Here is a 13,936-nt window from a genome sequence, read left to right on the forward strand (position 1 = left end):
CTAATAAACACTAAAAAACATGAGTGATAAGAATTCAAGAAGAAGTTTCTTAAAGCAAGCTGCAGTTGCAGCAGCAGCTTTTACGATTGTTCCTCGTCATGTATTGGGCGGATCGGGATTTGTAGCACCAAGTGATAAGCTAATGGTTGCTGGTATCGGTGTAGGCGGTAAAGGCGAAAGCGATATTAAATCTTTCTATGATAGCGGAAAAGCAGAGATTGCATTCCTTTGTGACGTAGATGATCGCCGTTCGGCAAGAACTAGAGGCCGATTCCCCAAAGCAAAATATTATAAAGATTACCGTGAGATGCTCGATAAGGAGCACAAACATATTGATGCTGTCTCTGTTTCTGGACCAGATCATAACCACGCCATTCATGCCCTAGCAGCAATGCAATTAGGTAAACATGTCTATGTACAAAAACCTCTAACACATGATATTTGGGAAGCACGTGTACTGACGGATGCCGCAAAACGCTACAAAGTAGTTACTCAAATGGGTAACCAAGGATCATCTAATGATGGTACTCGCCAAGTAAAAGAGTGGTACGAAGCAGGTTTAGTAGGAGATGTGCATACGGTATATTGTTGGACAGATCGTCCAGTATGGCCTCAAGGAATCAAATGGCCGGAAGGGAAAGCCGAAATTCCGAAAGAATTAGATTGGGATCTATGGTTAGGAACAGCTCCGCAAAAAGATTACGTCGATCATTTAGTGCCATTTAACTGGCGTGGATGGTGGGATTATGGAACCGGAGCATTAGGTGATATGGGATGTCACTTAGTAGAAGTTCCTTTCAGTGTTTTAGGATTACAATACGTACAAGATGTACACGCGAGTGTAGGTACCGTATATGTGGATGAGTTCAAGCGTGGGGTTTTCCCAGAAAGTTGTCCTCCATCCAGCCATGCTACAATGACTTTTCCTAAGACGGATCGTACTGCTGGACCGGTTACATTACACTGGATGGATGGCGGTATTCAACCAGCACGTCCTGAAGAATTAGAAGCAAATGAAATCTTCGGAGATGGCGGAAATGGTATCCTAATGATCGGTACAAAAGGTAAAATATTGGCAGATACCTATGGTGAAAATGCGCGTTTATTGCCTACGTCTCGTAAAGAGCAAGTAGCCTTGAAATACGAGCGCGTACCAGGACAAGCATCTGGTCACTACGCACAATGGGTAGAAGCATGTATTGCTGGCTATGGCAACAAAGAGGTGAGTGCACCATTCGAAATATCTGGACCTTTGACAGAATGTTTGTTAATGGCTAACTTAGCAATTCGCGGTGCAGATATGAATATCGACGGGAAATATCCAGGCCGCAACCTGAAGTTGCTATGGGATAATGACAATATGAAAGTGACCAACTTTGATATGGTTAACCAATTCGTGAAGCGTGAGTATCGCCCAGGATGGGAAATGAATTATAAGTTTTAAACAGAGATAAACATGAATAGAAGAGAAGCCATTCAACGTGTAGCACTACTGATGGGAGGTGCCGTGATCGGTAGCAGCCTGTTTTTAGAGGGCTGTACCAGAACAGCGTCTAAGGAAGTCGCTTCACTTTTTGAAAAAGACACGATGGATCTTTTAGGTGATTTAGCAGAAGCTATCTTACCGAAAACTTCTACGCCAGGGGCTAAAGAAGCCGGTGTAGGTGAATTCATTCCTGTTATGATACGCGATTGTTATTCGCCAGAAGATCAAAAATCTTTTATGGAAGGTTTAGCTAAAATTGATGACCGTGCAAATGAAAAGCATGGAAAAGATTTTCAGCAGCTTTCTTCTGAAGAACAACTTGCATTTGTCAACGAGTATGACAAAGAAGCGAGTGAATATCAAAAGAACAAGAAGGAAGATGATGCTAATCATTTCTTCACCATGCTCAAGCAATTGACGCTGACTGGGTTTTTTACCTCGGAAGTTGGCATGAAACAAGCGCTGAACTACGTGAAGATTCCTGGCAGGTATGACGGTGATTTTCCTTATAAAAAAGGAGATAAAGCCTGGGCAATCTAGTACTGCCTACTGCTAATTCAGAATATTAATTTTAAAACCTCCGACAAGTTATCTTTCGGAGGTTTTTTCTGATTACACCTATCCCTAATCTTGTGGTATTTGGCGGTTTTAAAAAAAGATCTGAAAGCCCAATACGTATTCCGAACCTCGTCGAAATATATATTTTGTCTCGTTATCAAACATAGGTCTGTTTTCATATTGGAATACGATCTTAGTGCGGTGATTGTCAATCAGAAAATTCATGCCTGCTTGATAGGAATTGCCTCGCTCGTTTACGGCTTCGAAGTTACGAGAGTAAATGGAGGCAAAAGGCTGCAATCGAATCGGTAAAAAATTCGGAAACAAATAGCCTGCTTGTAAATACCAGAAATCTCCCGTTCCGGCAAATATTTGACTATTGCCAAAACCCAATTCTCGTTGTCCGGTAAATGAGGGATCTTCTAATCCAGGATTAATCAATCCTAGATTCCGTAAATAATTGGGGCCTAATTTGGAATTAGTGTAAGACACATAGCTGGTTATTGCAGCGCCTCTGCGTCCAATAGGAAGATCCAAAAAGGCATCTACACCCACAATGGAAATCGAGTGATTTTCAAAGTTACCCACTGTTGGTTGTGTTTGCGTGGCATTCGCTGCATTATAAAAACCAGCTCCAATATTAAAGATCTTTTTACTGCCTAGATAATTTTGTACAAAGGCTGAATACTCTTGTCGCTCCCGCTCCAGAAAATTATACGTTACGTAGCCACTATACGAGAAATTTCCATCTCGATTATTGTCAACTGCTGGGCCACCGACCTCTGCTACAAGATCTGCTGCAAATGGTTTGTTGATCGCAAATCTAAACGCGATGTCATTCCAGCGTCCGTGTGTAAATACTCCTAACTGCCGGCCAAATTGATCGGTCTGATCGATAATAGCAGGAGCTGGCATCGCATCCAATGTAAGACTTGCCACTGTAGTTGAGCTATACAACCGACTAACGCCATTCCAAGCGTGCAAGCCTGCACCAAGTACAAGTGTAAATTCATTCAACTCGCCATTATTATTTTTTTCAGGTACTAGTGAATACTCATTGTATGCATCGTGTACATAAAATTGTGGTCGTCTGCCTGCTCCATTTGGACCAGTTCCTGTATTAAGCCCTCCAGAATTAAAAGATTGGTTATTCATCCCAGCATGTATCAACATGCGGTAGCGGGGCGAAAGATTGAACATAGCAAGACCACGTGTTCTTCGCAGAATGACGTCCGTAGAAAAACGTTCTGGTTTGTTGTTCACGATCGTACCAGGATTGTTTTCGTTGTGTCTTACCCATACTTGGTTCCAAAACATAAATCGGATGTACTGCGACTTGTCATTGTTAAGATCTATTCTCAACTCGTTTACATTTTTAGCCTCATTGTTTATAGGAGGCATGTCCGATAGCTGAACTCTATCTTGCGCTTTTGTAGTTTGTGTCAGCGTCAAAATAATCATGCCCAGGTGGGCAGTATTTATTATGCATTTAATCTTCATCATTATAATTGGTTAGTTATGTGAAAATAAAGCGTAGGAATGTATTAGTTAGTGATGAATTTCCATTTCGAGATTGATCAACTAACAGCAGGAATATCCGAAGACAACCTGTGGCTATCTGCAAGTATATATTTGCAGATAGCCGTATGTAAACGTAGTTACATGTACTAGAATAATAAGTTTAAATACCTTTATGCCAGCTTTTAGCGTATGATTCATCGGCAATTTGCTGACCTTCTTCTGTTAATATCAATGGCTTAAACGTGTCAATCATTACGGCAAGTTCATGAGTACTAGTTTTACCAATACTTTTTTCTACCGTTCCAGGGTGCGGTCCATGTGGTATTCCGCCTGGGTGCAGCGTAAGCATTCCCCGTTCTACGTGACTACGACTCATAAAATCGCCATCTACATAATACAATAATTCATCGCTATCAATATTGCTATGATTGTATGGTGCAGGAATAGATAAAGGATGATAATCGTATAATCGTGGAACGAATGAGCAAATCACAAAATTGTGCGCTTCAAAAGTTTGATGTACGGGAGGTGGCTGATGCAACCGACCCGTAATCGGCTCGAAGTCGTGTATCGAAAATGCGTAAGGATAATTGCAACCATCCCATCCTACGACGTCAAAGGGGTGCGTGGCGTAATGAATAGGGTAAAGCAGGCTACTTTTTTTTGTGTAAATTATGAAATCGCCATGCTCATCATAATCTTTCAAATTTTCTGGAGTTCGGATATCGCGCTCACAATAGGGTGCATGTTCTAATAATTGACCATTCTTACTGCGATAACGATCTGGATAGCGGATTGGGCTAAACGACTCCACAACGAGCAGGCGATTGGCATCGTTATCAAAATGTATTTGATAAATAGTCCCGCGTGGTATCACCAAGTAGTCGCCATAGCAAAAGCTTAGCTCACCATACTGAGTCACTATTTTACCACTGCCTTCATGAATAAAAATTACCTCATCGGCATCTGCGTTCTTATAAAAGTAAGTTTGATCATCCTTTGTGGGAGCAGCTAGTGCGATATGTAGATCGTTATTGTATAAGATAATTTTGCGGCTCTTCAAAAAATCCTGTTCAGGTTCGATTTGGAAGCCATATAATGCGCGGGATTTCATCAAATTACTATTTGGCGCTGGGTTTGGCTTTAAACATTTTGGATCTTCCACGTGGGTTACCGCTGTAGGAATATAATGATGATATAGTAATGTATAATCATTAGAGAACCTTCGGTCGAAAAAAGCTGTTCGCAGTATAGGCTACCGTCTTCCTTTCTAAACTGTGTGTGTCTTTTAGAAGGTACACGGCCTCTTTTTTGGTAATGTGGCATAATTATGATCTAGTTTATGTGATGGTTATTGACAAGTAGTTATGTGTCCCAGCGAAGTATGATTTGCCAAGCTTCCTCAAGCTTTTCTTGATCCAATAATTCAGCAATTCGGCGATCGATTGCCGAATTATGTGTGTTTAGCACCAAGGAATCATCGAAATCCTCGTCCCAATCTGGAATTGCAACGATATTGGCCAGCTGTCCGCGATGATTTCCCGTCAGGATTTTACTGTCAATTACTTTTCGTGGCAAATTATCGACTCCAATTCCTAAAGCTGTTACTGGTTTGGGAATTTTAAAAAGATATGGTGGCTTTACATCGATGTACCAATCACCTCCCATACGGGCAACGTGTCGTATTTTTAGCGGATCAATATGTCCCGTATCGTCCAATGTATTTTCGTCAATGTGCATTTTTAGCACCTCCGCAATGACAAGAATACCTGCGCCACCTTCGTCTCCAAGTTCTTTAATGTCCGTAACTCGGCATTCCATTTTTATCTTACTTTCTTTGACGAGTGGCGGTTTAATATCGTCAGCCGCTTGCATCGTAAAACCAGCTTTTAGGAATTCATTGATCTCTGAAGGATATTCACAGCTCGAAAGACTCACCTGATGAATCATATCGTAATCCACGATATTAATACCGACTTCGGGCACTTGTGTTAAGTTGAGAAAAGTGTCTTTTAGCGTGTTGGTACGGCCACTACGTGACGGACTAAATACGACGATTGGTGGATTAGAAGAGAATACGTTGAAAAAACTAAATGGACTCAAATTCACATTGCCAAGCTGATCTATCGTACTCGCAAAGCAAATGGGCCTTGGAGCGATCGCATGTTGCAAGAAATGCTGCTTCTCGCGGATATCGATATCTTGAAAATTTATCGTCATGATGTCTTCATTTTCAAATCCAAAAGGGATAAGTCGCACGCCTCTGCTACAATGGTATTCTTCAAAATACCTAATCCGTCGATCGACATTTCAACGGTATCACCAGGCTGAAGCCACTGCGATATATAGTTTGGGTTGTTTAGCAAACCTGTACCGTTCAACTCCAGAAAACAACCCGTACCAACTGTTCCGCTTCCTATGACATCGCCAGGATAGATTGATGTTCCATAAGCACAACGTTCCAGAATCTCGCTAAAAGTCCAATCCATATCCGACATATTACCAGCACTCACTTGCTTACCATTCACCTCGCAAGTCATTTTCAAATTATAGCTGAAACCAGTATGGCCCGGTTTGGCTGCTGTCTTGTATGGTTCCAATTCGTCGGGAGTAACTAACCAAGGACCGATTACCGTACAGAAATCCTTTCCTTTTGCCGGTCCAAGATTTAGCTTCATCTCTTCCATTTGCAGCGTACGTGCACTCACGTCATTCATAATCATATAGCCGCCAATATATTTTTCGGCTTCTGCTGCTTTGAAATTCTTTCCCTCTCTGCATACCACAATGGCTACCTCAAGCTCAAAATCCAATTTTTTGAAATGGTCAGGCATACATCGAATTTGCCCTGGGCCTTGAACGCTGCGGTGATTAGTGAAATAGAAGATGGGAAATTGATCAAATTCTTCGATCATGGGTACATTACGATTGCGTCTTGCAGCTGCTACATGTTGCCGAAATGCGTAACCATCGCGACAAGATGACGGATGAGGTACAGGCGCTATTAATTCCACGCTGTCTGCTCGAATACCATCAATCGTATTTCTTTCCGCAATTACTTTGGCTTTTGCTAAATTACTATCCCAATCCTGTAAAAAAGCAGCCATGGAATCAGGAATCGTCGCGTCAGCATTGTGTAGGTCTATAATCAGGTTGTCTTCATACAGCCCCAGCTTGTTTTTTCCTTCTTTATTAAACGTTACAAACTTCATAATACTACTTTTTGTCCTTTGGTTTTTTGTGCATTCTGGTCGTCGTACTACTGCAATTTTTACTATTGATCTTTTCTGTACTTAGGATCAACTTACGATCTAATAGCTAGCCGGAGCCATCGTCATAAAGTTTTCTAATGTGACCTTGATATCAAATCTAATAATAACCTGTTATTAAAATATAATTCTTTAAAGAAATTATAAATTTAATTATTGAAAAAATTTTATTTCCATATCCGTATATTTTGATTGGATAAGAGGCAATGTAGATAAAACGGGTGCCGCTCGATATCGTGAGATGGCTGTACGTGGTCGATCTGAATTGAAGGTCAGATCATACCTGTATTTCCAGATATATCTTCATTTATTCGCCGATATGCGTTTTCAATCTATCGTATCAAATGACAATTCTTCATGTTGAGGAATATTAATCATACTTTGGTGCAAATTTTGATGCGGACACGGCAAAATCTACTTCATATGAAACGCACTATAGGTTACTTTGTACGGATGCTCACTTTACTAAGCTTCACGCTTTCACTAAGTGCTTGTTTTGATATTGTGGAGGACGTTACCGTACATAATAATGGTACTGGCTTTATAAAAGCGACGATGAATATGAGCAAGAGTAAAACGAAGATCGCTTCGCTCATGCAATTGGATAAAGTAGATGGTATGAAAGTTCCCAAGCAGGCAGATGTTCGTAGAGAAATGAACAACGTTATTTCTATTCTGCAAAAAACACCGGGTATCTCGAATGTCCAACATTCGCTAGATTTTAACAATTTTGTCGGTACCTTGTCGTGCGAATTCAGTTCTGTAGCAGCACTCAATGCTTTTACAAGTGCATTATCTAAGCGTCTGGAAGTCAATATTAGTGGCTATTCAAATTACACTTTTAATTCTGGATCGGGCGTGTTTGAAAGAAGATTCAAACCCAGTCCTGAAGCCAGGAAAAAATTAGAATCTTTGAGCCCTGAAAGCAAAAAAAGCTTTGATAATGCATACTATTCAGCGATCTATCGATTTGATAAACCCATCAGATCAGTTAGTAATGCGCAGGCAAAGATATCTTCCAATAAAAAGGCCGTAATGTTGAAAGTGCCTGCGCTTCAAGTCGTAGAAGGCCAAATAAACTTGTCTAACAACATCCAACTCAGCAATTAAATCTTCACTATTACCCTATGAAAATTAAAACTATCCTAACCACGCTCGTACTATTACAGACTATCATCTACGTACAAGCTCAGGATTTGATCCACAAGGTGCCGGCAGAAGCTAATGTCCTTGTCACAATAAATACAAAAGCAGTATTCAAGCATTTGGATATCGCAGATGTCGATGCATTTTTTCAGAAAGTCGGCATTTTAGACTCCATCAGCACCGCTAGTAGTGGCAGTACAAACTGGATGCAGGATTCGGGAATAGACTACGACTCAAAAGCATATTTTTATATGCAATCTACCGATAGCGTTCAGTTTTTTGGAAGTTTGATTCCGCTAATGGACGCTTATAACTTCGAAAAAGTGGTAGGCGCAAATCGTACTATAGAAACGGTCAATGGCCTGAAAAGCATCTACAACAGAGATCGTACGATTCGACTCAGTTGGGATGATAATACTGCTTATGTATTAGGAGCCAATTTTGTTGAATATTATTTTGAAATGCCAGAAATACGTGAACGGTATGGCCTTCCTGAACCCGTAAACCAGGATTTCACGTATGATTATCCTGCTGAATATGATGATTATGTTTACGAGGTCGTTACGCCGGCAGATTCTGTATATACCGAATACGATGATTGGGTCACGGATACAGTAAAGGTAGCTGATGATTGGAATATGGAAGCCGAATTGTCTGATACATCAAATATCGAATTTGTACCCGCACCACCAATATGGTCTGATGCGTATGATGAAGTAGACTCTATATTGGCGCAAGATGAGTATGCTGATGATTATTACTTAAACTACCGTCTTTACACTGCATCAAGAGACTCGATGATACACATTCTGATGAATCAGTGGATTGACATTCGTATGGAAGGTATCATTTCAGGTAAACTAGATTCGTATGCCAAACAATACAAGATCGGGAAGATGGCAGATGATGTGATTGCCGATCTTCGACTTCAGGATTTTGGAGCACTGTATCAATCTTACCTACCAGCGCACTTGTTATATAGCGCCATCGGAATGGGTAGGATGCCAAAAATGAATTACGGTGTTGAGATGGTCAGCGGACAATTGGTCGTACAGGGAAAAAAATTGCTGATTCGTGGTGATGCTTCATTGGATAAAGAAATGAGCCGCTATTTGAAGGCAATTTATTCCAAGAAAATGAATCGTAAATTCCTCCCGCATTTAAATGGAGATATACTAGGTTTCATGTCCTTCAAGATGGATACGGAATCTTATATAAAATATATGCCGCAGATTTTTCAACGCTACTATGGTCCTATGGTAGGCAAGTATGACAAATATGTTGATATCGTGGCATTGTTTTTCGATATCATTCTAGACGAAAAGGCGATCGCTAAAGTCTTTAAAGGCGACAACTTGCTGGTCTTACACGGTATCACTCCTGTCGAAGTAAGTTACACCGATTATGTTTACGATGAAGATTATAACTACGAAGAAGTAGAGAAGACTAAAATAGAGCAAGCGCCGGATTTCTTATGGATGTTTTCTTCGGATGATACACGCATATTCGAAAACTTATTGGAGGCAGGCGAATCGGAATTAAAAGTTGACAATGTAGACGGTGTATATAACTTACCTCAATCGTACGGATCGGCTCTACAACTGCATTTACTGATCAAAGACGGAATAGTATATGTAGGTACCAATCAGGCTAAATTGCAGGAAATCAAAATGAATAAATTTAGACAAAAAGGACATAAAGCATATATGAATATCGCTAATAAAGATGCCTTTTCTGTTGTTTTCAACACAAAAAGAGCTCCAGAACTGTTTGATCGTATGGGTATACCTGTAGCGCAAAGTATGCGTTCCACGATAGAAGAACTTGGGCAGTATGGCGACTTTGTATTAAGATCATCGGGTGTAAAACGAAATAAAATCTCGGCCGAGCTTTCGGTAGATTTTCCTGATCGAAAAGGAAACGCATTGGCCTTTTTATTTGGATTAATGAGCGAATTGGTAATAAAATAGATAATAATATATGAGAAAGCCTGTACGGATTATAGGATGGATTGTACTGCCTATTGGCATAATTGCATTAGCAGTATTCTTATTTTTATCGTACAGACAGGTACGCGCAAAATCACAACTAGTGCATCGCGATGCACTAGTTGTTTTGGAGATCAAATCGGATCATATTTTGCGTGAATTAGCCAGCAATGCAATTTGGAATCCGCGTTCTTATTTTGGCGCAACGCAGGATACCAGCGAGCGGACTGAATTACAAAATCTTCGACCCTGGAATCTGGGGTTATCGTTGCCAGCAAATATTTATTTTTTTAGTACTGCTGCTATACAAGATGCCTATTTTAGCATTTTGGAAGTGAACGATGTAAATCGTTTGCAGCAGGTACTATCATTGATCGGCTTGCAATTAGACTCGCAGGCCGATCCTTCGACTACATGGTCAGCTACGTCGCCAAGTAAAGCGCTATCTGCAGTTGGCAATGGAAATCATGTTGTCTTAGCGTGGAGTCCTACCGCGCAAGATGACTTAGCCGACACGATGCGGCAATATATGAATTCGATGGGCGATGATCATTTTATTGAAATAGCTACGCTAGCTAAAGATAAGCCCGCAGGAGCGACCGGCGATGTCGTTTTTTGGCAACCTAAAAAGGAAGATTTTTGGAGTATAAACTTTCATGCCGGACATATCGAACTAGCTGCGCACATGAATGACCAAGAAAATCGATTCAGTAATAAGCCCCAAGGAGTTACTTTTCCAGACGATAATATACTTTCAATGCGATTGCATGCAGATATCAGGCCTTGGTTATCAAAGCATCAAGCTATATTGCGCCATCAAGGCATGTCGTGGGAAGACATTGAACCTTATCTAGGTAATTATTGGGAGCTGCAATGGAAAGATGATGCGGTATTGCAGGCAGATACTATTATCAGCTATGATTATGATGAGAATTTCGAAATGGTGGAGCAACGTGCGCTTCAAACGGAGACCGTGCCATATTTGAGTCTATCTTTCAAAGCTTCGCCACATCTTATGTCGTATTTGCCAGAGAAGATGTTTTATAAATTTTATAAGCAGCAATCGGGGCAATTACTAAAGCTGACAACCGCCGAACAGGATAACCGATTCGCAGAGCTTACGCTACAGAAAGATGTTTTTTATCTGCGATACCGTCAGCCAGAAATATGGCAAGCACCCTTGCCTTTGCCTTGGTGGTTTACCAAAATTGAGCAAATCATGGTTACCGGAACACGCGAGAAAGAAGCATTCATTAACTTCTCAGGAAGCATTGATTTCAAAAATGAAGATATTCACCCCATTAAACAATTGCTGACCCGTTGATCAACTAACTTAGTTTACGATTTTTTAAAGACTGGCAAAACAGTGCATAATGTGCATAGGACAATGCCAAATAGAGAGAAAACACCGTAAGAAAAGCGTAAGCTAGATAACTCTGCTATATAACCAATTAAAGGCGGACCGATCAAAAACCCCAAATAACTCAAACTAGAAACCATCGCCAGCGCCATACCCGATGAAATGGTCGGATGCTTGCCAGCCACAGAATAAATTACCGGTACGTTGCAAGCGACGCCAAGTCCTACTAACATAAATCCTATTGTACTGGTTATCAGTGCAGGGTAGGACACGGCGATAGCCATTCCTACAAACATTAAAATGCCGCTGCCTTGCAGCATACGTTGCCGGCCAAATCTTGAAAGTGCTTTGTCGCCGACAAAACGAGCTAAAGCCATCATTATCATAAATGCAGCATAACCCAATACGATTAAACTTTTAGGTGCGTGCACAACTTCATCGAAATAAACTCCAGACCAATCGAACATAGCACCTTCGGTAGCCATGCTGCAAAAGCCAACTACGCCTAAAGAGATCAATAATTTATCTGGTTTAAAAGCAAATCCTCCGCGATTAGTATGCACGCCCGCTGGTGGCGCTAAATATTTTTTGTTAATTAGATTTAAGGACCACACGATAGCCGTTACAATCAAAAAATGAGCTTCAATAGGTATTTTTAGCGACATGCATATCAAACCAATCAATGCGCCTGTAAAGCCAGCGATGCTCCATGTACCATGGAAAGAAGACATAATGGAACGTTGATATATTCCTTCAGCCAGCACACCTTGAGTGTTTACCGATATATTGCACATATTACCAATAACACCAAAGAGCAATAGTGCAAGAGCTAAAGTCCACATATTTGGCGCAAGCGCAATGGTAAAAAGATTGACAACGTACAAAAAGCCGACTACTGGTAGAAGACGGTGACTTCCATACTTCGAAACCAACTTACCTGACAAAGGCATTGTCAGCAACTGACCAATAGGTAACATCAGCAACACGGTGCCTAATTGAGCTTCAGAAAGTCCAAGATGTTGTTTTATCGTCGGGATTCTACTTGCCCAAGAGGCAAAAGCAAGTCCTTGACAAAAATAAAAAGCCGCAACCGCGAGACGAATTCTGCTTTTATTCACCGGAATGTCTGCCGTAAGCTGGTTCACATTGGATACCGTCATGATGTTTTATAGATGTTTTGCAAAGTTAATTAAAAGCACACATTGCCAAAACTATCTATCTGATTTGATGAAAAATAATTGTGCTAGCAACTGGCTATTGTGATAGTATTTAATATGCATTACTTTTGTAGTTACAATTACAGCTAACATTCGTTAGTATCAAAGGTGTATCAGCAGATACAATTGACAATTTAATCCTCTTAAAAGCCCAACTTTTAAGAGGATTTCTTATGCATTGCAAAAAGCTTGGCGTAATTGTGATTTTTAAGCTGTAGGATAATGGCGGTATTGCAAATGCGGCTTACATGGTCCAAAATGGAATACTTAGCATAATTCTTGCTTGTAGTAAGATAATCAATGCCCTTTATCGATGATATGTAACAGATTCTTATTGATACTATGTACAGTTTTCTTAGTGCCTATCGTAAATAGCCAAACGATACCGACCTTAGGCAAAATAGAAATTTATGATTCAACGTTTGAACAAATTGTATCTCCTAATCAGTCGATAGAAATTTTGTCGGATAGTCTGCGATGGGCAGAAGGGCCGGTCTGGGTATCCGAGCATAAATTCTTGCTATGTAGTGATCCCACAAGAAATACTATTTATAAATGGAGTACTGAAGGAGGTTTCCAATTATTTCTTTCGCCATCTGGATATACCGGATTACATCCTTATAGTGATGAGCCTGGATCGAATGGTTTGCTGATTAATCACGACGGCGAGCTAGTAGCCTGTGAGCATGGCGATCGGCGAATCTCTCGTATGTCTTTAGCCAAGGGCGGAAAGGTTACTATCGCAGATTCATGGCAAGATAAACGCTTTAACTCGCCCAATGATATTTGCCAACACAGCGATGGCAGTTATTTTTTTACGGATCCACCATATGGATTACCAGATCGAGAAGCAGACACCAATAATCGAGAGATCGCTGCAGATGGAGTCTACAAAATATCTGCGGATGGTAGCGTAGACCAGATTATTAATGAAGTCCAGAAACCCAATGGGATCGCATTGTCTCCCGATGAGTCAATATTGTACGTGAGCTTAAGTGATTCACAAAAACCACATCTGCTAGCTTATACGTTATCCGAAGGTAAGATCACCGGACCAGGAAAGGTTTTATTTGATTTCAGCAAACAGTTTGCGAAAGACGGGCCAGGACCCGATGGTTTTAAAGTAGATTCTAAAGGCAATATTTTTGTGGGGGCTGCCAAAGGCATTGTCGTGCTTAATAAAGATGGAAAACTTTTAGGACGCATCTTTACAGGTGTCCCGACCGCAAACTGCGCTTTTGGTGATGATAATTGGTTATATATCACCGCTTCCAACTATTTGCTTCGGGTAAAACTTCATAATTAGCTTATGATGCAAGGTGCGTAAAATGATTATGTAACGAAATGCCTTGGTGAGGGGTTACTATACTGCACGATTTAAAATCAGTTGG

At 40.7% G+C, this 13,936-nt stretch carries 11 protein-coding genes; 6 read left to right on the forward strand and 5 right to left on the reverse strand.

Annotated features, from left to right (window positions below; all coding sequences use genetic code 11):
• Positions 1 to 19: 19 nt before the first annotated feature.
• Together A0125_RS01275 and A0125_RS01280 are read left to right on the forward strand one after the other, a co-directional pair.
• A complete protein-coding gene (locus A0125_RS01275) occupies positions 20 to 1,444 on the forward strand; it encodes a Gfo/Idh/MocA family protein (protein ID WP_066751029.1) in 1,425 nt (474 codons plus the stop codon).
• A gap of 12 nt (positions 1,445 to 1,456) precedes the next feature.
• Entirely contained in the window at positions 1,457 to 2,026 is a 570-nt protein-coding gene (locus tag A0125_RS01280; protein WP_066751032.1) for a gluconate 2-dehydrogenase subunit 3 family protein, read from the forward strand.
• 108 nt (positions 2,027 to 2,134) lie between these two features.
• Here the strand turns inward: A0125_RS01280 and A0125_RS01285 are convergent, their stop codons facing one another.
• The 4 genes from A0125_RS01285 to A0125_RS01300 form a co-directional block, all read right to left on the reverse strand.
• Entirely contained in the window at positions 2,135 to 3,547 is a 1,413-nt protein-coding gene (locus tag A0125_RS01285) for a hypothetical protein (RefSeq protein ID WP_066751035.1), read from the reverse strand.
• 178 nt (positions 3,548 to 3,725) lie between these two features.
• Positions 3,726 to 4,679 carry a homogentisate 1,2-dioxygenase gene (locus tag A0125_RS01290; RefSeq protein WP_231863074.1) on the reverse strand — a complete coding sequence of 318 codons (954 nt, stop codon included), beginning with the start codon at positions 4,677 to 4,679 and terminating at the stop codon, positions 3,726 to 3,728.
• A gap of 251 nt (positions 4,680 to 4,930) precedes the next feature.
• On the reverse strand, positions 4,931 to 5,785 hold the full coding sequence (locus A0125_RS01295; protein WP_197464714.1) for a flavin reductase family protein: 855 nt from the start codon (positions 5,783 to 5,785) through the stop codon (positions 4,931 to 4,933).
• A complete protein-coding gene (locus tag A0125_RS01300) occupies positions 5,782 to 6,777 on the reverse strand; it encodes a fumarylacetoacetate hydrolase family protein (protein WP_066751037.1) in 996 nt (331 codons plus the stop codon). Before A0125_RS01300 ends, A0125_RS01295 begins: the two co-directional genes overlap by 4 nt.
• Positions 6,778 to 7,257: 480 nt before the next feature.
• Here A0125_RS01300 and A0125_RS01305 point away from each other — a divergent pair, with 480 nt between their 5' ends.
• From A0125_RS01305 to A0125_RS01315, 3 genes are read left to right on the forward strand one after another with little or no spacing between them, the layout of a single operon-like run.
• Positions 7,258 to 7,944: a hypothetical protein gene (locus A0125_RS01305; protein WP_156472374.1), complete on the forward strand. Its 687-nt coding sequence runs from the start codon at positions 7,258 to 7,260 to the stop codon at positions 7,942 to 7,944.
• A 17-nt stretch (positions 7,945 to 7,961) separates the two neighbouring features.
• The gene (locus A0125_RS01310; protein WP_066751041.1) at positions 7,962 to 9,950 is read left to right on the forward strand and encodes a hypothetical protein; all 1,989 of its coding nucleotides are present in this window, start codon (positions 7,962 to 7,964) and stop codon (positions 9,948 to 9,950) included.
• 10 nt (positions 9,951 to 9,960) lie between these two features.
• Positions 9,961 to 11,292 (forward strand): hypothetical protein, encoded by a 1,332-nt coding sequence (locus A0125_RS01315; protein WP_066751043.1) that lies wholly within the window; start codon positions 9,961 to 9,963, stop codon positions 11,290 to 11,292.
• Positions 11,293 to 11,306: 14 nt separating this feature from the next.
• Here A0125_RS01315 and A0125_RS01320 read toward each other — a convergent pair whose 3' ends face one another.
• The gene (locus A0125_RS01320; RefSeq protein WP_066751045.1) at positions 11,307 to 12,488 is read right to left on the reverse strand and encodes an MFS transporter; all 1,182 of its coding nucleotides are present in this window, start codon (positions 12,486 to 12,488) and stop codon (positions 11,307 to 11,309) included.
• Positions 12,489 to 12,858: 370 nt separating this feature from the next.
• On the opposite strand from A0125_RS01320, the gene A0125_RS01325 reads away from it, so the two are divergent.
• Positions 12,859 to 13,851 (forward strand): SMP-30/gluconolactonase/LRE family protein, encoded by a 993-nt coding sequence (locus A0125_RS01325; RefSeq protein WP_066751048.1) that lies wholly within the window; start codon positions 12,859 to 12,861, stop codon positions 13,849 to 13,851.
• The last annotated feature ends 85 nt before the right edge of the window (positions 13,852 to 13,936 follow it).

It is taken from the genome of Sphingobacterium populi, from assembly GCF_001586775.1.
In the GTDB taxonomy this organism is placed as follows: Bacteria; Bacteroidota; Bacteroidia; order Sphingobacteriales; family Sphingobacteriaceae; genus Sphingobacterium; species Sphingobacterium populi.